Annotated in this window: 19 protein-coding genes and 1 tRNA gene; 5 read left to right on the plus strand and 15 right to left on the minus strand. The window is 63.3% G+C overall.

Annotation, left to right across the window (positions count from 1 at the left end; genetic code table 11):
* Positions 1–83: 83 nt before the first annotated feature.
* Positions 84–443 carry a heat shock protein HspQ gene (gene hspQ / locus G4G27_RS03420; RefSeq protein ID WP_244624536.1) on the minus strand — a complete coding sequence of 120 codons (360 nt, stop codon included), beginning with the start codon at positions 441–443 and terminating at the stop codon, positions 84–86.
* A 168-nt stretch (positions 444–611) separates the two neighbouring features.
* On the opposite strand from hspQ, the gene G4G27_RS03425 reads away from it, so the two are divergent.
* Positions 612–701, plus strand: a tRNA-Ser gene (locus G4G27_RS03425).
* Between the two features lie 291 nt (positions 702–992).
* Entirely contained in the window at positions 993–2,165 is a 1,173-nt protein-coding gene (locus G4G27_RS03430) for a membrane dipeptidase (RefSeq protein WP_183112055.1), read from the plus strand.
* A 9-nt stretch (positions 2,166–2,174) separates the two neighbouring features.
* On the opposite strand, the gene G4G27_RS03435 is transcribed toward G4G27_RS03430, so the two are convergent.
* Genes G4G27_RS03435 through G4G27_RS03445 form a run of 3 tightly spaced genes read right to left on the minus strand, consistent with a single transcriptional unit; the run spans position 2,175 to position 5,535 of the window.
* A complete protein-coding gene (locus tag G4G27_RS03435) occupies positions 2,175–3,116 on the minus strand; it encodes an ornithine cyclodeaminase family protein (RefSeq protein WP_183112056.1) in 942 nt (313 codons plus the stop codon).
* 16 nt (positions 3,117–3,132) lie between these two features.
* Positions 3,133–4,329, minus strand: coding sequence for an aminotransferase class V-fold PLP-dependent enzyme (locus tag G4G27_RS03440; protein ID WP_183112057.1), 1,197 nt, complete (start codon positions 4,327–4,329; stop codon positions 3,133–3,135).
* Positions 4,330–5,535: an MFS transporter gene (locus tag G4G27_RS03445; protein WP_244624671.1), complete on the minus strand. Its 1,206-nt coding sequence runs from the start codon at positions 5,533–5,535 to the stop codon at positions 4,330–4,332. It lies immediately after the preceding gene.
* Positions 5,536–5,733: 198 nt separating this feature from the next.
* Between G4G27_RS03445 and G4G27_RS03450 the strand changes: the two genes are divergently transcribed.
* Genes G4G27_RS03450 through G4G27_RS03460 form a run of 3 tightly spaced genes read left to right on the plus strand, consistent with a single transcriptional unit; the run spans position 5,734 to position 9,724 of the window.
* Positions 5,734–7,416 (plus strand): hypothetical protein, encoded by a 1,683-nt coding sequence (locus tag G4G27_RS03450; protein WP_183112059.1) that lies wholly within the window; start codon positions 5,734–5,736, stop codon positions 7,414–7,416.
* Positions 7,413–9,086: a hypothetical protein gene (locus tag G4G27_RS03455; RefSeq protein WP_183112060.1), complete on the plus strand. Its 1,674-nt coding sequence runs from the start codon at positions 7,413–7,415 to the stop codon at positions 9,084–9,086. Before G4G27_RS03450 ends, G4G27_RS03455 begins: the two co-directional genes overlap by 4 nt.
* Before the next feature lie 17 nt (positions 9,087–9,103).
* Positions 9,104–9,724, plus strand: coding sequence for a sigma-70 family RNA polymerase sigma factor (locus tag G4G27_RS03460; protein ID WP_244624537.1), 621 nt, complete (start codon positions 9,104–9,106; stop codon positions 9,722–9,724).
* A 441-nt stretch (positions 9,725–10,165) separates the two neighbouring features.
* Here the strand turns inward: G4G27_RS03460 and G4G27_RS03465 are convergent, their stop codons facing one another.
* The 11 genes from G4G27_RS03465 to G4G27_RS03515 all read right to left on the minus strand — a co-directional run bounded on the left by G4G27_RS03465 (position 10,166) and on the right by G4G27_RS03515 (position 24,518).
* A complete protein-coding gene (locus G4G27_RS03465) occupies positions 10,166–11,206 on the minus strand; it encodes a FecR domain-containing protein (protein WP_183112061.1) in 1,041 nt (346 codons plus the stop codon).
* A 96-nt stretch (positions 11,207–11,302) separates the two neighbouring features.
* On the minus strand, positions 11,303–12,655 hold the full coding sequence (locus G4G27_RS03470; RefSeq protein ID WP_210275215.1) for a CapA family protein: 1,353 nt from the start codon (positions 12,653–12,655) through the stop codon (positions 11,303–11,305).
* A gap of 131 nt (positions 12,656–12,786) precedes the next feature.
* Positions 12,787–14,199: a CapA family protein gene (locus G4G27_RS03475; protein WP_183112063.1), complete on the minus strand. Its 1,413-nt coding sequence runs from the start codon at positions 14,197–14,199 to the stop codon at positions 12,787–12,789.
* 67 nt (positions 14,200–14,266) lie between these two features.
* Positions 14,267–17,524, minus strand: coding sequence for a TonB-dependent receptor (locus G4G27_RS03480; RefSeq protein WP_183112064.1), 3,258 nt, complete (start codon positions 17,522–17,524; stop codon positions 14,267–14,269).
* 320 nt (positions 17,525–17,844) lie between these two features.
* Complete coding sequence (locus tag G4G27_RS03485; protein ID WP_183112065.1) at positions 17,845–18,336, minus strand: cupin domain-containing protein; 492 nt, start codon at positions 18,334–18,336, stop codon at positions 17,845–17,847.
* Entirely contained in the window at positions 18,329–19,309 is a 981-nt protein-coding gene (locus tag G4G27_RS03490) for a fumarylacetoacetate hydrolase family protein (protein ID WP_183112066.1), read from the minus strand. The genes G4G27_RS03485 and G4G27_RS03490 overlap by 8 nt, the downstream gene beginning before the upstream one ends.
* A complete protein-coding gene (locus tag G4G27_RS03495; protein ID WP_183112067.1) occupies positions 19,306–20,238 on the minus strand; it encodes an NAD-dependent epimerase/dehydratase family protein in 933 nt (310 codons plus the stop codon). Before G4G27_RS03495 ends, G4G27_RS03490 begins: the two co-directional genes overlap by 4 nt.
* Before the next feature lie 118 nt (positions 20,239–20,356).
* The gene (locus tag G4G27_RS03500) at positions 20,357–21,385 is read right to left on the minus strand and encodes an aromatic ring-hydroxylating dioxygenase subunit alpha (RefSeq protein WP_183112068.1); all 1,029 of its coding nucleotides are present in this window, start codon (positions 21,383–21,385) and stop codon (positions 20,357–20,359) included.
* Positions 21,386–21,389: 4 nt separating this feature from the next.
* Entirely contained in the window at positions 21,390–22,169 is a 780-nt protein-coding gene (locus tag G4G27_RS03505) for a cyclase family protein (RefSeq protein WP_183112069.1), read from the minus strand.
* Between the two features lie 10 nt (positions 22,170–22,179).
* Positions 22,180–23,364 (minus strand): cytochrome P450, encoded by a 1,185-nt coding sequence (locus G4G27_RS03510; protein ID WP_183112070.1) that lies wholly within the window; start codon positions 23,362–23,364, stop codon positions 22,180–22,182.
* Positions 23,361–24,518, minus strand: coding sequence for an alpha/beta fold hydrolase (locus G4G27_RS03515; protein WP_183112071.1), 1,158 nt, complete (start codon positions 24,516–24,518; stop codon positions 23,361–23,363). Before G4G27_RS03515 ends, G4G27_RS03510 begins: the two co-directional genes overlap by 4 nt.
* Positions 24,519–24,522: the final 4 nt, after the last annotated feature.

Consider the following 24,522-nt stretch of genomic DNA (forward strand, 5'->3'; position numbering starts at 1 on the left):
ACGCGGAACGCCAAAGAGAAAGGGGAGCTTCGGCTCCCCTTTTTTGTCTCTTTCTCTTCAGAGCCTCGTCCGGTCGTCAGCGATCAGTGCCGATGTTCGCGCCGCAATGTATAACGGCCATCGGCATAGTCGGTGAACAGGCCGGAGATTGCCGGATGGTCGATCGGCTCGTCGCTATCGTCGGGAATCAGGTTCTGCTGACTGACATAGGCGACATAGCTCGACTCCATATTCTCGGCGAGCAGGTGATAGAAGGGCTGATCCTTGCGCGGCCGGATATCTTCCGGAATCGCTTCATACCATTCCTCGCTATTGGCGAAGATCGGATCGACGTCGAAGATTACGCCGCGAAAATCGAACACGCGATGGCGTACGACATCGCCGATCGTGAAGCGCGCGTGCGCGACGGGCGGCATGGCAACGCCGCGGTCGGCAGGCGTCATGGGAATATGTGATCGGGGCATGGCTCCAATCTAGTCACTGTTTTGCGCCGCACAAGCGATGATGCTGCCGCCCCCGCTTGTCAGCCTCTGCGCGGTACGTTAGAGGCCCGCCTTCATCGACCGGTATCGCTTCGGATTTCTGTCCGGAGAGGCATCAAAAGACCTCGCGGAGAGGTGGCAGAGTGGTCGAATGTACCGCACTCGAAATGCGGCGTGCCCTCACGGGTACCGTGGGTTCGAATCCCACCCTCTCCGCCACGGGGCCCGCCGCAGGGGGCCCCGCTGGTCCACCGTAATCGACTTTTCTGTCCTGAATACCGAAGCTTAGCCGACCAGCTCGGCACGGCCGTGCGTGCCCGTCCAACGAATTGGAGGGCGGAAAACGAGGTATAGCAAGAGACCGAGCCATGCTCAACGATGCCACCGCCCTCGAACATCCGCAAAGCGCTGAATTCGGTTCGGGTTGGGCGCGGTCGTGCGTCTTGCATAAGCGGATCGCAAGGTTGGAACCGTCAGATCGGCCCTGTGGCCGCCGACGAAAGGCATGGAATGAATGTGTTCGGATCGATCGACCGTCGCAAACTGCTCGGCGCGGCGTTGCTCACGCCGCTTTCTGAGGCCGTCACCGTGGCGTCACCGCTAGCGGGTTCACCCGATCGGCGGCGTGACGCGATCATCGTCAATTCGCTTGGCGAGTTGAACAATCCGAACGCGGTCGAGGAGGTCAAGCGCGACAGTGGCATCCCGCGCGCGGAAAGCACCGCCGTCGACCCGCGCGCGATCGCTGATGCGCGCGCTTCGGGTCTGACCGCGGTAAACCTGACGCTCGGTTATGTCGCCGGCAACATGGATCCCTTTGTCCATACGGTCCGCGAGATCGCCTTGTGGGATCGCCGCATCCGCGCCAATCCCGTCGATCTGATGAAGGTCCACAGCGCCCGGGACATCCTGCGCGCCAAGGCTGAAAACCGCATCGGTATCATCTACGGTTTTCAGAATGCGACGATGATGCGCGACGATGCGACAAGGGTCGACATCTTTGCCGATCTCGGCGTCCGCATCATCCAGCTGACCTATAATCCGCGCAATGCATTGGGCTGCGGATCGACCGCGCCGGAGAATTGCGGCCTGACCGATTTCGGTCGGCAGGTAGTGGACCGTCTCAACGCGAACCGCATCATGGTCGATCTGTCGCATAGCGGCGAGCAGCTCTGCCTCGACGCGGCGCGTTATTCGAAGCAGCCCATCGCAATCTCGCACACCGGCTGCCGCGCGCTGTCGAACCTGCCGCGCAACAAGACCGATACCGAACTACGTCTGGTCGCGGAGCGCGGCGGCTATATCGGCATTTATTTCATGCTCTATCTGAATGCGCAGGGCCGCGCTTCCGCCAGCGACGTGGTCGCCCATGTCGAGCATGCGGTGAATGTCTGCGGCGAGGATCATGTCGGCATCGGCACCGACGGCAGCATCACCAGCTTCGACGATATGCCTGCCTATCTCGCCAATTTTCACAAGGAATATGAAGCACGCGCCAACGCCGGCATCGCCGCACCGGGCGAAGGGCCGGACCGCTATCCCTTCATCATGGATTTGCGCGGGCCAGATCAGTTCTGGAAGCTGGCGGATCTGCTGGCCAAGCGCGGCTTCAAGGAAGCGCGGATCGAGAAAATCCTCGGGCGCAACTTCATCGACTATGCACAACGCGTCTGGGGAAGTTGAGCCTGTGACTCAGTCCGCTTCGATCAACGCCTTTGCGGCGGCGAGATCCTGAACGACATGGCCTAGCGATTTGTAGGCGGTGCATTGCGCGGCGCTCTGGCGTCCTTCGACTTTGTCCGACAGCACTTCACCGATTTCGCCAGCGATATGCGCGTCGGTAACGCGCCCGGATGCTTTGGCGCGACGGAACTCGCCACCTTGCATCATCACGCCTTCGCGGCTGTCGGCGATGAAGCGGCAGCGTGCGACAAGATCGTCATCGACCTCGGCCCGCGCGGCAATGCTCGATCCGATCAGGTTGACGTGCGTACCATCCGACAGCCACTCGCCGCGCAGGATCGGATCGGCGGCGTTGGTGACAGTGCAGACGATGTCGGCGTTGCGCACGGCGGTGCGTGCATCGGGGGCCGGCACGACGAGCAACTCGAGTTCGTCGTGCATGCGGGCAGCAAAGGCTATCGTACGGTCGGGATCGCGCCCCCATACTGCGACAGCCTCTATCGGTCGGACATGGCGCAGCGCTTGAAGATGCGCAGCGGCCTGTTCGCCATAACCCAGAATGGCCAATCTAGTGGCGTCGGGTCGCGCCAGCGCATCAGTCGCCACCGCACTTGCCGCGGCGGTGCGGATCGCAGTGATCGCACCCGCATCCGCGATGCAGACCGGCGCGCCACTGACGGGATCGAACAGCACCACCACGCCCTGATGCGACGGCACACCCTTGCGGAAATTCTCCGGATAGACGCTGACGAGCTTTGCGCCGAACATCTCCGCTTCACCGAGCGCGCCGGGCATCAGGCCGAACGTATGGCCATCGGCCAGCGGGATGATCGAGCGAAGCAACTGCCGGGTGTGCCCCGCGGAAAAGGCGACCATCGTCGCGCGCACCAACGGAATGCAGCGCGCATAGGTCAACCGCCGCCGAACCTCTTCGCCGTCGATCATGCGCATGCCGGGTTCCTAAACATCATAGCAATTTCTTCAGAACCGATCGGCACCGATCCATATCCTCTGCGGTGTTGAACAGTGCGGGCGCGATGCGGATCAGGCCGTTGCGGATGGTGACATCGATCTGCGCCGCATCGAACGCTTGGTGCACCGCTTCCGCCGGCTGCGCACAAGCAACCGCAATGATCGGCGAGCGGTTGTCTGGCGGCGTGGCGACGCGATGGCCCTGACGCGCGAGCGCCTGGCGAAGTTCGAGTGCCAGGCCGACGCCGTGCGCTTCGATCGCCTCCACGCCGATGCTCGCAACATAATCGATGCCGGCGCAAAGCGCATGCGCCTCACCGAATGCGCGGCTCGAATAGTCGAAGCGCCGCGCGCTCGGGTCGATTTCCCAATCGCCATCAGGCAGTTCACGCTTGGTGTGGAACTCGCCGTAACGGTCGAGCGCCAGGCGACCGATCAGGTCCTTCCTGATATAAAAGGGCGCGACGCCCCAGCCGCCGAGCAGCCACTTATAACCACCGGCGCACAGCATATCGACGCCGGTTTCGCGGACATCGACCTTGATCGCGCCGACCGCCTGGATCGCATCGGCATAGAGCAATGCGCCGCGCTTATGGACCAGGTCAGCAAGCGCACGCACATCGTGACGAAAGCCGTTGCGGTGCGACACCCAGGCGATCGACACGAGCCGCGTGCGCGCATCGATCAGCGGTGCGAAATCGCTGGTGTCTAATACCCCGTCGCGATTTCGCGCGATGCGCAATTCGATGCCTTTCGTCCTGGCGAGCCGCGCGTACAGGACATATTCGGTATCGTAGTGCAGGTCGTCAATCACGACATTGTCGCCAGGCTTCAGGTCGAGCCCGTTGGCGACGACATTCTCGCCCTCCGCGGTGGAGAACAGCAGACCGACCTCGTCCGCGCTGGCGTTGATCAGCGCAGCGAAGCGCGTGCGCAACCGCTCCGTCTTCTGCAGCAATTCGCGTACCTCGATCGGGCGGGTCGCCTTGGCCTCGACGAACGCCCGCGTGGCGGCGACGACCTGGTTCGGCACCGGTGTGATATAGGCCGAATTGAGGAAGGTGCGTCCGTTACCGGTGATCGGAAAATCGGCACGCAGCGCGGGCGATCCGGGTGCTTTCACACTACCCGAAATGGGAGCGGCCTGCGTCGCCACCGCCATCCCCGCGAGCAGGCTGCGCCGGTCGATCATCTATTCGGCCGGCAGCGGCCGCAAGGTCAGGCTGACCGCGGCCAGCCCGGCGAGCAGCGCGCAAGGGACCGCAGCGATCAGCACTCCCGCCGGCGCGAGCCCGATCGCCATCAGCTTGCCCGCCGCCAGCGGTCCGAAGATGCCGCCAAGTCGGCCGACAGACACCGCAGCGCCGGTGCCGGTCGCGCGAACCAGGATCGGATAATAGCTCGGCGCCAATGTGTAGAGGATGAGCTGGCCACCGATCACGAAGAACCCGACCGCAATCCCGATCGCGACCACTGGCCAGAAACTTTGCGCCATCGCCAGTCCAAACAGTCCGGCGACGATCCCGACATAGGTCACCATCAGCACTGGCCGCACTCGGCCGCGATCGGTGGCCATGGCAAGCACGATGCATCCGGCGACCGCGCCGGCATTCTCGAACGAGGAGATCGCCCCGGCTTGCTGTGCGGAAAAACCCTTGGCGACCATCAGCGTCGGCAGCCAGTTGTTGATCAAATAGACGACGACCTGGGTGAAGCCGTAGCTGGCCCACATCAGCAGCGTCATCGCGGCACGTCCTTCGCCGAACAATGCGACCAATGTTGGAGCGCGGGGACCAGTCTGCTTGCTGCGCGCGTCGCGAAAGGCTTCCGGTTCGGGCAAGGCAAGGATGAGGACAGGCAACAGCAGCAGCGGCAGCACGCCGCCGATATAGAAGACGCTGGTCCAGTCGAGCACACCAGCCCGGCTTGCCACGAACAGTCCGAGCAGGCTGCCGCCGGCGGGTTGGCCGGCGAACATCAGACCGATCGCAGTCGCGCGCCGCCCGGGTCGTGCCGCCTCCGCTGCGATGGCGATCAGATTGGGTAGCGCCGCGCCGAGCCCGATGCCGCACAGGAAACGGACGAGCAGAAATCCGGTCAGGCTGTCGGCATGGGCGGTTAGGATCGAGCAAAGGCCGAGTACCGCGAAGGCGACGATTACCACGACGCGCCGGCCCCAGCGGTCGCCGAGCATTCCCCCCGTAGCCGCGCCGACCATCAGGCCGACGATCGCGGCCGTCAGGACATAGCCCATCTCCGCCGGTCCGAAACCGAACTGTCGCGCGATTACCGGTGCCACCAATCCCATCGAGACGATATCGGCACCCTCGATCAGGCAGGCGACAAAGCATAATCCCAGCGTGGGCACCGTGCCGAGCGAAACGATGGCGGGGCGCATCACTCAGTTGTTCGCTTGGGTATCGCTTTATCGGCACGCACGCGCGCTCGGCCCTTGCTCATCGTTTTCCCCTCCGTTCGCAACGTTTGGTCGCCCATAACCAATACGCGGCTCCGTCCGCGACCCGCAATGCTGGCGACGATGCGGGTGCTGCGCGATCGGGCGTAATAGCGAATATAGGGACGGGGAGATGATGTGATGACGGCAATCGCGACCGCACGATTCGGCGCGGCCATGGTGTTGACGCTGGCCCCGATTGGCGGTGACAGTGCCGCGACCGGGCAACCGGCCGGCGCGCCGCTGATCGATATATTGATCACGCCGGACAAAATCAGCGAGGCCGACAATCGCGGCGCGGTTGCCATTCAGCTCACGGTTCCGGACCTGGATGTTGCCGCTGGCGGGCAATTGCTCTCTCTGGGTACCGCAGTCCCCGGCGCTGGACGACCGCAGCCGGTAGCTGATCTTGCGGCGAGTGATGCCAAGGGGCCAATTCCGTTGACCAATGCCGGCGAAGGCGAATGGACCACGGCGCGCGCCGTAACGGGCAGGGTGGTTGTCCGGTATCGCTTGCCGCTGGAAAACGTCGCGCCGGTGTCGGGAGGGCCACCGATCAATCTGCGCATCGATGGCGATGGCTTTTCAGTTCAGGGAATGGGCCTGGTGATGACGACCCCGTTGAAGGACGACCATCGCATTGCAATCCGCTGGAACCTGGCCGCGATGGGCCAGGGCGCGGAAGGGGTTACAAGCTACGGCGATGGCGATGTCGAATTGCCTGCCGGAACGATCGGGCGGATTGCCGATACCGTCTTTATGGCCGGACATGTCCAGCGTGTAACGCATGGTGCTTTTTCGGCGGTATGGACCGGGACACCGCCTTTCGATCCGCGCCCGGCGATGGATTGGACGGCAAAGCTGCATCGCTGGATGAGCGGCTATTTCGGCGATGTCGCCGAGCCGCCGTACCGCGTCTTCCTGCGTCAGAATCCGATGAACGCAGGCGGCGGCGCGGCTTTCCCGCATTCTTTCCTGGTCACCTGGGGCAACGGCGTGACCGGCGACAGCCTGAGGTCGATCCTCGGCCACGAGATGACGCATACTTGGACCGCCAACGCGATCGGCAACTGGTACAACGAAGGCAATGCCGTGTTCTACCAGTCGCTGCTGGCATGGCGAGCGGGGCTGATCGGCCCCGACGAGTATCTGAACGATCTCAATCAAACGGCGAGCCGCTATTTCACCAACCCGATGAAGAATACACCGGAGGCAGAAGTGCAGCCGCGCTTCTGGGAAGATACGCGGATCCGCGTTCTTCCCTATGACCGGGGCGCAATGTATTTTGCCGTGCTCAATGGCGAGATCAGGCGAGCCTCGGCCGGCAAGCGCTCGGTCGACGATCTGATCAAGGTCATGGTCAAACGCGACCGGGCGGGCGAGCCGATCACAGAAGCCGTTTGGCTCGATCTGCTACGTGCGGAGCTCGGCGAGCAAGGACCGGCGATCACCCGCGCGATGCTCGACGGCGGACTGATGCTGCCCAGATCGGAGGATTTCGGTCCGTGTTTCCGCCGCACAGTCAAACAAATCCGTATGTTCGATCTGGGTTTCGATCCAAAGTCGATCGTCTCGTCGGACAAGATCGTCGCCGGGCTGAAACCGGAGTCCGAAGCCTACAAGGCTGGGCTGCGCGATGGCGACCGCATTCGTTACGGCGTGTCGATGGATAGCGTGCAGGGCGATGTGACGCGCACGCTGGATTTCCAGGTCACGCGCGGTGGCAAGACCTTTCCGCTGACCTATCTCCCGCGCGGTCGCGCAGTCGCTGCGTACCAGTGGGAACGGGTGCCGGGCGTGTCGGCGGCGGAGTGCAAATTGTGAGCGGTGCACGACTGACATTGCTGGTGGTGGCACTGCTCGGTGCCGCCGCACCGGGCGGGGCGGCCAAAAGCGACTCCGAGCCGGAGTTGACCATCCTGCTGAAGCCGATGGCGCTGGATACCGCCGCCGGGACGGCGACGCTGGACGTGACCATGACCGTGCCGGCAATGGACGTCGCGGCAGGGCAGAAGCTGTTTACGCAGCAGAATATGGCGCCGCGCATGGCTGGACCGCAGGAGCTTGCCGATCTGACGGTCAGCGACGCGCAAGGAACAGCAGCGATCGAGTCCGATAACGGCATGGGTCTGCGCAGCTGGACCACGAAGCGCGGCGTGAACGGCACGATGACGGTGCATTATCTCGCGCGCATCGACAACGCGTCCGATGGTTCGCTGTCTAGCATCCCGCATGTCGATGGCGATGGAGTGTTCGGAGTCGGCAACATGCTGCTGGTCGCGCCGATGACCGACAAGCGCTACCGCGTTGCGATCAAATGGGATCTGTCCGGACTGGCGCCGGGCGCGCGCGGCATCTCGACCTTCGGCACGGGCGATGTGACGCTGCCCATGGGTTCGCTGTCGCGCCTGACCTTCGCGATGTTCATGACCGGCCAGATCAAGCAGGCACCGACCAAACCGGCCGGCGGCTTCTCCGCCAACTGGACCGGCGACCCGCAGTTCGACGTGGCCGGCGCGATGGGCTGGTCGGAACAGATGTACCGCTTCATGAGCCGGTTCTTCGCCGACCCGAGCGAGCCGCTCTACCACGTGTTCCTGCGGCACAGCGATGTGAACCCGGGCAATGGCGTCGCCGCGCCACATGCCTTTGTGCTGGCCTATGGCAACGGCACCACAGCCGAGGGGGTCAAGACGATCCTTGGCCATGAGATGACGCACACCTGGACCACCGCCGATTTCGGGAAATGGTATGCCGAGGGCAATGCGGTCTATTATCAGGCTCAGCTTCCATGGCGTGCGGGACTGATCCCGATCGACAAATACGTGCGCGACATCAACCTGACCGCCGCGCGCTACTATGCCAATAGCGCGATCAATGCGCCCGACGCTGACATCGAATCCCGCTTCTGGTCCGACATGCGCTACAGCGTGCTCCCCTATGATCGCGGCGCACTGTATTTCGCCACGCTCAACAGCATGATCGGGCGGCATTCGAAGAACAAAAGGTCGATCGACGACCTGATCCGCGTGATGGTGGCGCGAGCGCGTGAAGATCAGCCGGTGACGGAACAGGCGTGGCTCGAACTGCTCGGGCGCGAACTGGGCGAAAAAGGCCTGGGCTTCCACCGCGCGATGCTTGCCGGAAAGACGGTGATCCCCCCATCGGATGCGTTCGGTCCGTGCTTCCGCCGCCTGCAAGGCAAGGTCCGCAGGTTCGATCTGGGTTTCGGCGGGCCGGAGGTCAAACGCACCACCGTGATCGAACTGCTGCGACCAGATTCCGCAGCCGCGCGAGCAGGGCTGCGCGACGGCGACAAAGTCGAGTTCAGGATGAGCACAGAAGGTGTGTTTCGCGATCCCGACCAGACCCTGACGGTGCACGTGACGCGCGCGGGCAAGAGCTTTAACGTCACCTATTTGCCGCGAGGTGAGCCGGTCGTTTCGTATCGGTGGGAACGAAATCCCGCCGTTCCGGAGAGCAGCTGTCGGTAAGTCGCTCATTCACCGCCTTGCCGCAGAACGAATTTCACCGGATCGCTGATTTGTCTGCGGGTCGGCGTGTGACAGGCGTATTACAAAGTGATTGCCGTGGCACGACTAGCCTAAGGGGGATGATGGTCCTGCAACCTGATCGTGACTCGGCAGCCGCACTGCTCAGCCGTCGGTTCCGGCCGGCGCTGATGGCGTTCTTCATGCGCCGGATTTACAATCATGCCGAAGCCGAAGACCTGACGCATGAAGTTCTGATGCGCGTGACCGAACGAGGCGCTTCGCTCGACGAGTCGCGACCCGATGGCTATATCTTTCAAATCGCCACCAATCTGCTGCGCGACCGCGCCCGCCGCGCGCGGGTGCGAACGACTTATCAGCTTGGCCTGGGCGCCAATGAAGCGGACCGGATCGAAGAACTGGATCCCGAGCGCGTGCTCCAGGCGCGCCAGTCGCTCGCTTCGGTCGTCGCCGCGCTGAAAGAACTGCCGGAACGCACGCGTACCATTTTTATCCTGTTCCGTTTGGAGAATATGAAGCACCGCGAGATTGCCGACATGCTCGGCATCTCGATCCGGACAGTCGAGCAACATGTCAGCCGGGCGAGTGTCAGCCTGCGCGCTCGGCTGGATGAGCGTTGAGTCGTTATTGATCGTCATGTGAAAGAGCAGGGCGGCCGTCTGAAGTGCCGTCGGGCGCGGTACTAGCGATTGAAAGGGCGAGGTTGAATCGGTGCAATGCCACCGCCTGAAGCCTGCCCGTATCTGGTGTGGTACAGCCGGGAGGCCAAATTCCCGCAGCTACGGGAAGTTCTGCGGGATAACGCTTTTTTTGGGTGCTGCGGGAATCTACGGGAAAAACTGCGGGAAAACCGGCACGCCCGCACGTGAATTTTGCGAGCGCTTTACGGGAATATCGGGAAATGGCGTGGGCGGCAGTCATGGTCCGTGCGGTTCCGAGTCAGCTGATTCAAATGGTCGGTCGGATCGCCTTTACGTGACGCAAGGCAACACCGCCTGAAAGCACATATGACGATACCGGAACGCGATCTGAATCGAGCCCGCGAGCTAGTGCCGACAGCCCTAACGCGCCAGGGATAGCGTCGTTGTGCGATCGTTCTTGCGCGCATGGACGCCGAACGCCGCCAAGCCCTGGATCAACGCCTCATTGTCGCCTGCGTGGAATACGCCCGAAATGCGCAAGTCACCCGTACGCGGCCCATCGATCGTCAGCTTGTTGTCCGCAAAGCGGTTCATCCGCTCAGTGACCGCCTGGAGGGGCTCGTCGACGAACACCATCTGCCCCCCTTCCCAACGCAATGTCTGCACCGGATCGATTTCCGAAACATGCACCGCAGCCGGGGCCGCCGACGCGACCAGCCCGGCCGGCATCACAAGCTCGCTGCCCGGCTGAAGCGCACGCTCAGCCAGAACCGGCGCCTCGTTTCGGCGCGGGGCGACGGATACTGCGCGCGATTCATCGCCGACCTTCTCCAGCACCGCGACATGGCCTTCATACAGGATCACGCGCACCGCGACCTTCATCCGTTCGACGCTGAACGCCGTTCCGGTGGCGACCACGACCTTATCGCCGGCAGTGACCGAAAAGGGCCGCAACGCATCCTTGGCGACGTCGAACTTGGCACGGCCGTGCTCGAGCCATAACTCGCGACTCTTGCGGCCGAAGCTGACCGCGACCGCGCTGTCGCCATCGAGCGAAATCTTCGATCCATCGGCCAGGACAACCACGCGTCGTTCACCAACGCCTGTCTCGTACAGGGTCGGCTGCAGCCAGTTCCATATGCCGGCACCCATGAGCGTGAGGACCAGAGTCGCGGCGAGGCAAGCCTGCAGCATGCCGGCACTGCGCCAGAATCGCGTGCGCGGCGCCGCACGATTGGCGGACGCCATCGCAGCTTGCCGCATCTCCATGATCGGCGCGCTTGTCGCATATGCCTCGACCGAGCGCCACGCGTCGACGATCTCCTCCAGAACCTGCGCGTTGCGCGGATCCTCGGCCATCCATGCTTCGAACTCCGCCTGGCGATTGACGGGCAATCTCCCGTCCGCCAGGCGAGCGGCCCAGACGGCGGCGCTTTCCGCGCGAGCCACGGCCTCACTCACTCATTATCTCCAATCGCATATTGGCCAAGATCGAATCGCACAGGTCCGCTCCAGCCAATGGGCATATCACCTAATACGGCCAGCCTTGAAGAATCCTCATTCCTTATGGATCATGCCAAGCCGGATCACACCGGTTGTGCCTTCAATCTCGATCTTGGTGCCGAGCAGGGCCGACTCTCGCTGCAGCATGGCCAGGATGCGGCGAGCGTTTTCCGGGTCGGCGAGATGCGGGTTGCCGCGCCGGGTGCGATCATAGGTATTGCCGACATCGAGCGGATAGAGCCGGATCAACACCGGCTTGCCGTCCCTGAATTCGGTGCTGGCGACCATGCCGTCGTACCAGCTTGCCGGATTGCCGCCGCGGCGTACCGATTGTTCGGGCGGTTCGGGCGGCGGCGCTTTGCCGGTCGCGTCGGGGAACACCTGGAAAGCGGTTTCCTGAAGCGCCTTGATCTCCCCTTTGATGAAGAACACGCCCATGCCGTAGAAGATCGGCTGGCCCTTGTAGATTTCGATCCCGCGCAACGAGTGCGGGCCGCCGCCCATCACCACATCCGCGCCGGCATCGACCACATCGTGAAACAGCTTGATCAGGAAATCCGGCGGCGCGGGCGTATCGTCGTCGAAACCGGTCGGGCTTTCATGCGCATGGATGGTGAAGACCAGCAGGTCGGCGGCGTCCTTGCCGTCGCGCACCGCCTTGAGCAGCGCGGCATGGTCATAAAGATCCATGTCGTAATGCAGGCCGCTCTTGTCGGAGAGCCGGTAGATTTGGTCGCCCAGCGTCACCTCGGTAGAATCGGCGGGCGGCGCCGGGGCGAGCGTCGATGCGAGCTCGGTCGCCAGCTTGCGCACCATGGCCATTTGCGCGGGCGTGATGAGGATGATCTTGCGCGTGCGCAAAGTGCTGATGCCTGGCCGCGCCGGAACTTCGCCCATCGGATCGTTCGCCGTCGCATTGGGCTTGAAGCTGGAAGCAACCGAAACGAGCGCCACGCGCGCCTTCGGCGTGGTCAGGATGCCCGCGCGACGGGCTTGTTCGAGGCTCGCTCCGCCGCCCGAGTGGACCATGCCCGCCGCGTCGAGCAGCCGCCGCGTTTCGAGCAAGCCTTCCGGCCCCCAGTCGAACGAGTGATTATTGGCGACCGAAACCATGTCCACGCCCATCGCGCGCATGTCCTTCGCGAGCGTCGCCTCACCCCAGAGCTGGCCCGGCCCATAAGCTTCGCCCTTGAAGGTCTTCAAATCCATGAAGACACCTTCCTGGTTGCCAATCGTCACATCGCCCGAACGGACGATGGCGAGCACTTTCTGGAATTCCGGATTGGCGTTGTCCGCCATCGGATGCGAATAAAGCAGATCGCCGATCGAGATCAGGTCGAAATCGCCATGCGTCACCCCGGCCTTGCGCGGCGCGCGCAGCATCTCGTCCGGGTCCTTGGACGGCATGGCTCTTGACTGGCCGGAACCATCTTGCGCCCAAAGCGGCGGTGTGGCGACCGTGAGCAGCAAGGCAGCAATTGTCGCTCCGGCCCTGGCTGATAGGCTCATTCTTGCTTTCCTCTGCTCAAAACCGGGCATCATGGAATCCGGATCAACCCGACATCGCCCTCGATCGTGATGCGCGTGCCGAACCGCACCGAATCCTCCTGAAGTTTTTTCAGGATGCGCTGTGCGTTGGCCCCGCTTGCGCGGTGCGGAATACCGCGCCGGGACGGCACGCTTCCCTCATTCATCAGGTCGATCGGGTAAAGACGGACGCGTCGCGCGCGACCGCCATCGAAGTCGGTGACGGCAAGCACGCTGTCGAACCAGCTTCGCGGGCTGTTCGGGCGTGGGTCAGGCATCTCTGCCTGTAACGGCGGAAAAGCTCGAAAAACGGTTTCCTGCAACGCCTTGATATCGGCTTTGAACAAGAAGATGCCCAGGCCGTAGAGGATCGGCCGTCCCTTATATATCTCGACCCCACGCAGGGCGTGCGGGCCGCCGCCCATTACCATATCGGCCCCTGCGTCCACGGCGTCGTGGAACAGGCGGATGAGGAAATCGGGCGGCTCGGGCGTGTCGTCGTCGACGCCGGTCGCGCTTTCGTGTGCGTGGATCGTGAACGCCACCAGCCCCGCGCGCTCCTTCGCCTCGCGGACGCTCTTGAGCAATCCGGCATGGTCATACAGGTCCATGTCGTAATGCAGGCCCTTGCGATCCGAGAGCCGATAGGTGCGTTCGCCGAAGCTTATCTCGATCGCGTCGGCGGCCGGCGCGGGATCAAGTGGCGAGGCGAGTTCGGTAGCCAGACGCCTGACCGTCGCGAGCTGGCCGGCATTTACCAGTATGATCGAGTTGGTGCGCAAGGCATTGATTCCCGGGCGTGCAGGCGTCTCCCCCTCCGGATAGGCGTCGTTCGCACCGGCATTCACTTTGAAAGTCGATGCGGTGGCGACCAGCCCGACCACGCCCTTTGGTGTGTTCAACAGGCCGGCGCTGCGCGCGTGCGTCAACGTCGGACCGCTCCCGGCATGAGTCACACCTGCTGCGTCGAGCAAACGGAGGGTTTCCATCAACCCTTTCGATCCGAAATCTGTCGCGTGATTGCCCGCGACCGACACCATGTCGATGCCGAGTGCCTTGATATCCGCCGGGAGCGTGCCCTCGCCCCACAACTGCCCATGACCATAAGCCTCGCCACGGAATGTGGCGAGATCGATGAACACGCCTTCCTGGTTGGCGATCGCGACATCGCCCGAGCGGAGCAGCGCGAGAACCTTGCGGAATTCGGGATCGTCGACCGCCGCGAGCGGGTGGGCGTAAAGAACGTCGCCGACCGACACCACGCTGAACGGCGCCTTGATCGTCATCGGCTTTGGTGACGTATTGAGGAATTCGCCGGGGTCTTTCGAAGGCTCGGAGGCCTGCGCACGGGCGGCCGGCGTAATGACCGCGGTCGCGGCCAATGCCAGCGCCAGGGGGAAGAGACGCTTGGCCAAGTCTCGCACGATCGTCTCCATAAACATCTGGATAGTCTTTGCGGGTGCGGCGCCCTGGGACGCCGCACCCGAGGCCTCAGCGGAACCGCATCTTCGCGCCGACGAAGAACTGGCGGCCATAGATGTCACCATAGCTGCGCGTCGGGAACGACGGCCCTTCGTTGGTGAAATTGTTGACGCCGGCCCGCAGCGTCAGCTTGGGCAGCTCATATTGCACCGAGATGGTGTGCCGGTAATTGGCCGACACGACTGGGATCGGATCGTTCTCGATCGTCGCGCCCACCGCATGAAGCTGAGCTGGCAGGTAATAAAGCTGGTAGAACAGCTTGAGCGGACCCTTGGTGTAGTTGACGTCGAGCCGGCCGCGCCAATCGGGATTCTGCACCGTGCCCTGCGATTCCGTTGCATTGAACCCGGTGGTGTCGGTCAGCGCCAGGCTGGTATGAGTCGCCTCGACGTTGAATTCGAGCTTGCCGAGATCACTGGAAAAGATGCGGTCCAGCGGCAGCACGTAGTTCAGATTATAGACCTCGCCATGATATTTGACGATCGCGGCGTTGAACGTGGTCTGTTTCGCAGCGACGACATAGCCCTGAGCATTTCGCGTGAACTGGTTGCAGGCGTCGTTCGGATAGTTGGTCGAATCGAAACAAACCGACAGGAAGTTCGCCGGGCTGAAGGCGGTGAGACCGTCCTGCAGATGCACTTCGATGCGATCAGCAGTGAAGGTCAGTCCCGGTATGAAATCCGGCTGAAACACGACACCATAGCTCAACGTATTCGAAATTTCGTTCTTCAAATCCTTGTTGCCGCCGGTGGCCACCATGGCGAGCGACGTATCTTCGGCCGGATCCTGGAAAGCGGCGAGCGGGCCATAATCGGGATTTGCGGCGAACAGCGCCTGGCAATTGCGCAGCCGCGTGGCGGTGTCCGGGCCACTGGTGATGTTATCCGCGTCGCACGGATCGCGGCCGATCGGGAACGGACTGGTGCTGACCGGCGCGAAGAGCTGATCGAGCGACGGCGCACGGAAGTTGCGGCTGCGCGATCCGCGGAACGTCACACCAAAGCCGGTATCCCAGCGAAGGCCGGCGCCCCATACTTTCGCCTTGCCAGCAATCGAATTGTCGACATAACGGAACGATCCGTCGGCCACCAACGCCTTGACCCCGGGCAAGGTGAAATCTTCACCGATGATCGGGACCAGCAATTCCGCCGAAACCTCGTCGGTGTTAAAACCACCGCCGGTGGGGACCGAAGCACAGCAATTGAACGTCAGTCCGAGCTGATCCGCTTCATAGGGCGTCAGGCGGGCGGTTTCCCGGCGATGCTCATAGGCCAGGCTGAACTTCGCCTTGCCGCCGGGCAGCGACAGGAGATCGCCGCCGAATGTCGCCAGGTAATCGTCCTGTACGTTCTTGTAGCGCTCACCCGACAACACGGTGACATAGGCCAGGGCCGCGTCAGAGGGCCTGACATCGCCGAACGGGCTGAATGGTATACAGGCAGCATCGTTGTTAGTCTGATCGGCATCGGCATTGATGCTGCAGACGATCTGGCCGGCACCGTTACGCACCGCGGCGAGTGCGTTGTTGAGATGCGTGCCGTAGGGCGCCCAGACTTCGGCAAAGCCGGTGGTCTGGCCGCGACTAGCCGTCAGACTCCAGTAGAATGAGCGGTCGGCGGCCTGGAAATCGCCTTCCAGCCCGACCAGTGCACGCCAGGTGTCGCGCTGGCTCGGACGGTTGCGGCTCGGCAGGATATCCATGAAGCGGGACAGAAGGAGATCGCCACCAGAAGCAAAAATCGGACTGATCGCATCGAGCCTGGCAATTGCCGCCGGCGTGAGGAAAGGATTGGTGCGATTGAACGGGATCAGGCCCGAACCGCTTTCATAATCATTGAAAAACGCGCGAAAGATCGACTGGGTGCCGTAGGGATCAGTGCCCTTTTCGCGGCCATAAACGAACTCGCCGATCGCGCGGACGCCGCTCGTGATGTCGAAATGACCGGTGACGGTGCCGGTGTAGCGCTCGACGCCCGTTCCGAGGCTGGATACCTCGCGCCAGTCTGCGCCATCCCCGCCGCTCGCGGTCGCATCGCCTCCGGTGAAGGCTCCGCGGTTAAATGGAATGACCTGGCTGCCATCAGCGGAAAACTGATAATACCTGTTTTGGTTGTTGATGTTTGAGGACGAGAAGAACGGCGGATTGGGACTGGGTTGGTAAAGTACACCATTGCGATTGTACAAACGGTAGCGCGCATTGGTGATATAGATCCGATTGGGAATGCCGTCGTTCGGGCCGGTATCCAGCGGATTGGTCACCAGAAACGGCGCCTGATCGGTCCAGGGTCGGTCGAATTCGGTCAGCGGCTCGGTCTTCGAATATTCCATGTTGACCGCGATGTTGCCGCGACCTTCGGCGAAATTCTGTCCCGCCGTCAGCCGTACATAGGGGCGCCAATCGTCGCCGAACGTGCTGATCGAATTCTGCAGATCGATTTCCAGCCCCTGGAAATCCTTTTTGAGCACATAGTTGACCACGCCCGCGATCGCGTCGGAGCCATAGACCGCGGCGCCACCGGCCTGGACGATATCGATCCGGTCGATCAATCCGGCGGGAATGACGTTGGTGTCGACCGCGCGGTCGCCCAGGCCGGATGCCGATGCAACCATGCGGCGACCGTTGACGAGAGTCAGCGTGCGTCCAGCACCGAGGTTGAACAGATTGGGATAGGTCTGACCGGGACCCGATGGAAAGCCTTGCGATATCGTGATCGGCAGGTCGGGAACGTTCGACGTGATATCGTTCAACATCTGACCGGCCGTGACATAACCGCGATCGGTGAGGTCCTGCCCGCGCACCACCGTCACCGGCGCCGATGTATCGGTCGCCGCCTTGCGGATGCGCGACCCGGTGACGACGATGTCAGTGCCCCCGGGCTGGGCGTCCGCTTCTTCGGTTTCGCCTACGTTTGGGTCCGTCTGACCGGCCGCTTCACCGACAACGGCATTTTCACCGAGCACGTACATGCCGGCCGGCGTCTGACGCACCGGCAGACCGGTACCGAGCAACAGCTTATGCAAGGCATCCGCGGCCGAGTAGCGGCCGACGAGCGAAACATGTGGCTTTCCGGCGACCGATTTCTCCAGGAAGATGACCTGCAGGTTGGTTGTCTGACTGAATTGCCTCAGCGCACTACCCAGGCTCTGCCTGGGGATATTGAACGTGTAAGTCTTTTCCTGCGCATGAGCCGGCGACGCCGCCAGCAGCGATATCGGCGCGGTAGCCGCAAAAAGTGCGGCGAGTTTGATCGACTTCCAGTTGCTCATGTCATTGCCCCCGATCGAGGCCTCATGGTTTTTGAGGTCCTCGACTGTGCTACGTGCAAGAAAGAAAAACCCGAAGGCGGCCGGTCGACATTTCGCGTGGCGCGCCTTCTCGCTCTAGTCTTGCGATGATCCTGACCCGGTCAGGACTGCGCCATATGCGGGCCCGGGCGTGATCCGGGCGACGTTACGAGTGAATTCGACCGCACCTTGACCGGGCTCAATTTTTGGAAGCGCAGTCACGCCAATCGCCACCGCGCGCGACGCAGCGTCCGCCGTTGCGTCGCCAAGCGTTAGCGCAGCCTGTGTGAAGCGTTAAAGCATCACGGCTGGATTTGCTGCAGGGACACGCCTTCGTGCCGGTACGGCTTCGCTTCGATCAAGATAAAGACGATGCGGCAAGTCTCGCTCGGACTGGGGTTGCGCCACAAATGCATGGTGCCGCGTTGAACGATGATCGCGCCGGGGCCGAGCAGTGTCGTACTGCCATCGTCGAGCGCCATCTCGACCTGACCCGACAATGCGATGCCATAATCGATGCTGTTGGTGCGATGCATCGGCGAGGCACCTCCCGGTAACATGTCGACGATGCGGATCACTGAGCCGTGGTGCAAGGTCAACCCGGCGTCGCGTAATAGGCCATCGGTCTCGTCGTTATTGTCTGCTGGCACGGTTTGCGTTGTCCACAGCAATGCAAAGGCGGCGTCGCCGCCGGGGATGGGGACGGTCGAAAAGGTCTCGTCGTCGCGCACGATCGCGCGCCCGGCCTGGTCATGCCCCGTGACGACGCGGCGGATCGGCTGCAACTCAGTCACGGCCGCTACCCATTATGACGACGCGCTGATCGATCGCGCCAAACAAGGCAGCGCCATCCGGCAAGCGCGCCTCCATCTGCACGGTGTCACCAAAGCGCATGAAGTCGGTGCGCGGGGTACCGTGGTCGACTATTTCCATTCCACGCCGCTCGGCAATGCACGATGAGCCAACCTCACGATAATTCTGGTTGGACACCGTACCGGAACCGATGATCGTCCCCGCCGGCAGCGCCCGGGTGCGCGCGGCATGAGCGATGAGGTCGTGAAAGCCGAAAGACATCGGTGCGCCATTGGCACGCCCGAAAGATGCACCATTCCAGCTGACCGCAAGATCGAGGCAGACGCGGCCATTTTTCCACGCATCGCCAAGTTCGTCGGGTGTGACGGCGAACGGCGCGACGCTGCACGCCGGTTTGGCCTGGATCCACCCGAAGCCGGTCTTCATCTCGACCGGTGCAATTGTCCGCAGCGACCAGTCGTTGAGCTGCATGACAAGGCGGATATGAGCGAGCGCGTCAGCCGCGTTGGTGCCCATCGGTACCGCATCGGTGACGATCCCGAACTCGCCTTCGAAATCGATGCCGTCCGCCTCGCTGGGCAGCGGGACGTCATCGCGCGGTCCGAGGAACTGGTGCGACAGTCCCTGATACATCAGCGGGAGATCGGTTTCGATCGGTGGCAGAGCGAATGCCTGCTGCATCAGCGCGCCATGGCTCGCAAAAGCCGACCCATCCAGCCATTGCCACGCACGCGGCAACGGCGCGGCAAAGCGAGCGACGACCGTCGGGTGGCCTTCGCCCAGGACGAGACGATCGGCGAGCGCAGCGAGGCGGGGCGCGACTGCGGGCCACTGCTCCAGCGCGGTTTGCAGCGTCGCTGCTATGTCGCCGGCGGACAGGTAATGGGTGGTGTCGGCGGAAACGACGACCAGCGCGCCATCGGGCGTGCCGTCGTGAAGGGTGGCGAGTTTCATTTGACGCTGTCCTGACTGGTGATGGTGGCGAGGGCCGAGGCGACCAGCCGGTCGACCGAGCCGTCATGATGGAAACCGAGCGCATCGCCACGCGCGGTGACCAGCGCGGGATAGGCGCCGAACGCGGCCTGCAGATCGGGGTCGGGCGCATAGCGGACACGAGCGGGGTCGATGCCGGTCCGGCGGCTGATCGTCGTAACCAGTTCGTCCATCCGCAGACGCAACGCGGGCAAAGTGACGGCGCGATCAGCGGGCAGGGCCAAGTCGAGCGTCAGCGCGTGAACAAGCGCAGCGACCACCGTGTCGACCGACATCAGCCACATCGTGGCATCGGCCGCGACCGGGCTGGTGAATGGCGCATCGGCGCGCAGCGCGTGAAATACGTCGCTCATGAACGCGGACTTCATGCCCGACGGACCGGCCGGGCGCGCGACGATACCGGGCAGGCGCAGCGACAGAGCGTCGAGCGCGTCGCGGCGCGACAATGTCGCGAGCCATTGCTCGATCATCGCTTTATGGGCCCCGTAGACAAGGAGCGGGCGCAAGGGTGTGTCGTCATCGACCGTTGCCGGCAGGTTGGCGCCAAATACCGCTATACTGCTGGCGAGGATGAAGCGCGGACGCCTGCCCGCTTCGGCCGCCGCCTCGCTCAGCGCGATCGTCGCATCGATATTGATACGCCTGGCGCTCGCGGAATCCGCCTCGGCCGCGCCGCCCGGGACGGTCGCGAGATGCACCACGGCGTCGCACCCACCGGCAAAGGCGCGAGCGAGAATGACAGGATCGGCGATGCTGCCGGCAATGGCTTCGATGCCGCAGTCAGCCTCGATCAGATGATCGATCGCGACGATTTCATGACCCTGCCTGGCAAGTCGCCCGACAAGCAATCGCCCGACAAAGCCGTTCGCCCCAGTGACGATGATCCGCACTGCGCTCAGGCTCCGTCGATGACGGTGTCGCCATCGGCTACGAGAGTGGTGCGGCCGAAATTTTGCGTCGATCCGGTGACGATCGCCACCTTGCCCGTCAGGTCGAACGGCGCGGGCGTCACGCGGTTTTGGTCTCGCGGCGCAGCATCGTCTCGATCAGCCGGCGCGCACGCGTGCCGCCCTGGTCGATGCCGAGCGATACCGGCTTCTCGCCCCAGAAATCGCGCCCGTCGAGATTGGCGAAAGCGGCCTCGATGATCGGCTTGTCCTCGCCCTCGAAGGCCTGACCCATCAGGCCGCGCAGAAAAGCGTCGGCGCCAGGGTCGACCTGGTCGCTCGACCGGGTGGTGGCCCAGAAATAATGCGCGGTCGTCTCGCTCTCGGGCGTCAGGATATGCGCTTGCCAGACGATGCAGCCTTCGTCGCGCGATTGCCCCTTGGGCGTCGCGCCGACCTCAAGCAGCATGCTGGCAGGCGCGTTCCAGCGCATGTCGAGCCAATGGTCGCAGCGCAGCTCGGGCGGGTATATGCCGAAGGTGTGCGCCGGTGCCGCCACATCGGGCATCCACCAGTCGGAATGCAGCGTTTCGCCGCTCTGCCGGACGCGGTGCTCGCCGCCGAAGATCACCCCGGCGCCAGCAAAGCTGCCGGTATGGACGAACTCGATATGGCTGAGGTCCATGAGGTTATCGGTGCCGAATTGATAGCCGGCGTTCATCGGCATCAGCCCGCTCAGCGGCGGACCACATGGGCGCATCAGCGCGGCAAAATCAGGAATCGTTGCGGTATCGGCTTCCTCCGGAGCGCCGGCCCAAAGCCATACCGCGCCATCGCGCTCGACCACCGGCCAGCTGCGAATCGTCGCGCCCTTGGGCAGCACGTCTGAGAATGGATTGGCGACGCAAGCACCGTCGGCGGCGAAGGTCAGGCCGTGATATGGGCAGCGCACGGTGTCGCCGACCCGCATACCCATGCTGAGCGGTGCAAAGCGGTGGCTGCAGCGGTCAGTCAGCGCGGCGATGATGCCGTCTGCGCGGCGGAACATCAGAATCGGTTCACCCGCGATGCGGCGCCGGAACAATGCCTCGCCAATCTCCGAGGACCATGCCGCCATATACCAGACGTTTCTCAGGAACGGCGCGGTCATCGCATCACTGCTCGAAGATCGCGACGGCGCGGGTCCAGCCGGCCGAGGCAGCCTTCACCTTGTGCGGAAAGCAGCAAACGGTGAACCCGAACGGTGGCAACGCTTCAAGATTGTGGAGCTTTTCGAGGTGGCAATAGCCGATCTCGCGGCCGGCCTTATGGCCTTCCCAGATCAACGAGGTGTCGCCGCTCTCCTTGACGCGCTTTGCCGTGTAACTGAATGGCGCATCCCACGACCAGGCGTCGGTCCCCGTCACGCGCACGCCGCGCGACGTCAGGTACATGGTCGCCTCATAGCCCATGCCGCAGCCAATATCGACGAAGCGCGGATCGCCCAGTGCGGCACCGGCGGCGGTGTTGATCAGCACGATGTCGAGCGGCTGGAGGTCATGACCGATGCGCGCCAGTTCCGCCGAGACGTCGTCGGCGGCCACGACATAACCATCGGCGAAGTGGCGGAAGTCCAGCTTGACGCCGGGACGGAAGCACCAATCGAGCGGCACCTCGTCGATGGTGATGGCGCGCTCGCCATTGTTCATCGTCGGGTGATAATGCCATGGCGCGTCGAGATGGGTTCCGTTGTGCGTGCTCATCGTCACCAATTCAGCCGCCGCGAAGCCCTCGCCGCCAGGGAATTGTTCCGCCGCCACGCCGGGGAAGAAGGTCTGTGCTTCGGGCACCGTCTCGCGGTGCGTCTGGTAGGTGATCTTCGGCCGCATGAATGGCGGGTCAGTGATGACATCGGGGTCGAGCGTGATCGACAGGTCGACAAAACGGCGGGTCATGGGGAGTCCTTCAGGCCGGGACGATTTCGATGGGCAGGCTGGCCAGCGCGTGGAGTGTGTTGTTGAGCCGTCGGACCGGCGCGCCAGTCAACCGGATCTCGGCGACGCGCGGGATCAGCGCCTCGAGCACCAGTTCGGCCTCGAGTCGTGCGACCATCTGGCCGAGACATTGGTGAATACCATGGCCGAAGCCGACATGGCCGCTGGTCGGACGGCCGAGATCGAAGCGATCGGGTTCGTCCCAGCGGCGCGGGTCGCGGTTGGCGGCGGCTAGGAACAGCAACAGCTTGGCGCCCTCCGGGATGGTGGTGCCGGCAATATCGACCGCGCGCGTCGTGGTGCGGAAAAAGGTCTGGACGGTGGAGTCCCAACGCAGGCTCTCGTCGAGCGCGCGTCGCGCCAGCTTCGGCTCGGCGCGTAGTTTTGCCCATTGCTCTGGAAAAGTGGCGAAGGCGAGCATCATGATACCGATGCCGTTGACGGTGGTGTCGACGCCAGCCGAGAGCAACGAGCGGACCAGCCGCTCGGCTTCGGCTTCGCTACACCCGGCGTCGGCGGCGGCACTATGGATCGCTGTCCCCCAGCTGCCCTTGGCGAGGGATTCGCGGCGACAGGCGTTGGCGACCCAGCCGACCGCATCAGCCGCAGCCGCTTCGCCTTCGTCGAAGATCGCGTTGCGCGGGCCGAAAGCGTTGAACACTGCGGCGGCATAGCGCAGCAGGCACTCGCGCCCTTCTTGTGGAACGCCCACCGTGTCGGGGAAGACCAGCATCGGATAAGCCTCGCCAAGATCGGTGACGGCATCGAAGCGGCGTCGCGCCACCAGCCGTTCGGCCAGTTCATGCGCTCGCGCGCTCCATACCGGACGTAGCGCCTGCAGCGCCCTGAGCGAGACGACCTTGTTCATCAGCCCGCGCGTCTGATCGTGACGTGGCCGGTCGGTTTCGAGCAGCAAGGAGGGCGGTCGCCATGGCGTCTCGCGCGCGAAATCGGCCAGACCCACGCCGCGTCCCGAACAATAGGTCGCATGGTCGGCGAGCGCCGCCGAAACCTCGGCGTGGCGCGCCATCGCGTAGCATTGGATCGGCGCCAGCCACACTACCGGCCCGGCATCACGCAGCGCGACATGATGGGTCGCGGGATCACGCAGGAAACCCTCGTCGAACGGATCGATGGCGAGGGCTGGCAGGCTCATGCGGTGTGCCCACCCAAAGTCTCGGCGAACCAGTCGGCAATATGGTCCCGGCCAAAGCTCATATTGTCGGCACCGACATGCTCGACCCCACCCTCGCGCGGGGTAAAGATCTTCAACTCGCGACGGGGGGAATTGACCAGCTGATCGTAGCTTTGATGCGCGTAATCGACCGAGATCTGGCGATCCTCGGCGCCATGGGTTACGAGGAAAGGCACGGTGATGCGGTCCATCACGCCGTTCAGAGTCATGCCTTCGGCACGGCGGAAGAAATCATCCATGTCACTGGCGCCAAACACCCACATGACATGCGCCCAGTAATGCGGCACGGGATTTTCGCCCTCGCGACGAAGACGCTTCTGCTGCACTTCTGCCCAATTGTGATTGGCGCCCCACACCGCGCCGCTGGCGAAGCGCGGTTCGAACGCGACCGCACGGGGCGCATAATGGCCGCCGAGCGAAATGCCGGTCATGCCGATACGCGTCGGATCGACATCAAGCTGAGCCTCAAGCCAATCTACTGCCTTGGATGCCCAACGCTCGCTCTCGGGAATCGCCGGCAGGTTCTGCAAGCGTAACGTTTCGCCGGTGCCGGGCTGGTCAACGCACAGCGTCGAAATGCCGCGCGCGGCGAGCGCATGCGGCAGGCGTGACCAGAACAACAGCTCCTTGCAGCTGTCGAGGCCGTTGCAATAGACAACGACCGGCCTCGGCCCGTCGCCAGGCGCGCGGGTATAAAGGGCTGGCATCGTCCCACCCTCGATCGGGATCTCGACCCGCGTACAATTCTCGTGCGTGAAAGCCACGCCCTTGTCGAACGCAGCGAGCGCCTTGGCAAAGGTCTCGCCGCGCCCGGGATGGCCGTGGCCCTGCATGCGCTCGGCGGTCAACAGATAGAGCGCGGCGCGCTGCAGCTTGGTACCGGCGGAGAGCGTACGACCCTTGGCCTCATCCTCGTCGGCGAGGCCGATCAGCTTGTCGGCCATCTTCACCCATTCGGCGAGGAACTCCGCGGTGCCCGCATCGGTGCCGTTGTTCGCCGCATCCCTGATCGGCTGGCACATATCGACGATCTCGCCGATCTGTGCGCCGCTTTCTAGCGCGATGGCGAGGCTGAGGTTCCACACGTAGTTGGGGAAATACTGGAACAATGCCATCGGA

This window comes from Sphingomonas sp. So64.6b, from assembly GCF_014171475.1.
Classification (GTDB): Bacteria; Pseudomonadota; Alphaproteobacteria; order Sphingomonadales; family Sphingomonadaceae; genus Sphingomonas; species Sphingomonas alpina_A.

Coding starts and splice junctions, on each gene's coding strand:
- G4G27_RS03440 (WP_183112057.1), bottom strand. CDS start 4,329: ATGATCGACCGGCGCAGCCTGCTCGCGGGGATGGCGGTGGCGACGCAG.
- G4G27_RS03450 (WP_183112059.1), top strand. CDS start 5,734: ATGACGGCAATCGCGACCGCACGATTCGGCGCGGCCATGGTGTTGACG.
- G4G27_RS03470 (WP_210275215.1), bottom strand. CDS start 12,655: ATGCCGTCCAAGGACCCGGACGAGATGCTGCGCGCGCCGCGCAAGGCC.
- hspQ (WP_244624536.1), bottom strand. CDS start 443: ATGACGCCTGCCGACCGCGGCGTTGCCATGCCGCCCGTCGCGCACGCG.
- G4G27_RS03505 (WP_183112069.1), bottom strand. CDS start 22,169: ATGACCCGCCGTTTTGTCGACCTGTCGATCACGCTCGACCCCGATGTC.
- G4G27_RS03515 (WP_183112071.1), bottom strand. CDS start 24,518: ATGGCATTGTTCCAGTATTTCCCCAACTACGTGTGGAACCTCAGCCTC.
- G4G27_RS03445 (WP_244624671.1), bottom strand. CDS start 5,535: ATGCGCCCCGCCATCGTTTCGCTCGGCACGGTGCCCACGCTGGGATTA.
- G4G27_RS03510 (WP_183112070.1), bottom strand. CDS start 23,364: ATGAGCCTGCCAGCCCTCGCCATCGATCCGTTCGACGAGGGTTTCCTG.
- G4G27_RS03480 (WP_183112064.1), bottom strand. CDS start 17,524: ATGAGCAACTGGAAGTCGATCAAACTCGCCGCACTTTTTGCGGCTACC.
- G4G27_RS03435 (WP_183112056.1), bottom strand. CDS start 3,116: ATGCGCATGATCGACGGCGAAGAGGTTCGGCGGCGGTTGACCTATGCG.
- G4G27_RS03490 (WP_183112066.1), bottom strand. CDS start 19,309: ATGAAACTCGCCACCCTTCACGACGGCACGCCCGATGGCGCGCTGGTC.
- G4G27_RS03430 (WP_183112055.1), top strand. CDS start 993: ATGAATGTGTTCGGATCGATCGACCGTCGCAAACTGCTCGGCGCGGCG.
- G4G27_RS03500 (WP_183112068.1), bottom strand. CDS start 21,385: ATGACCGCGCCGTTCCTGAGAAACGTCTGGTATATGGCGGCATGGTCC.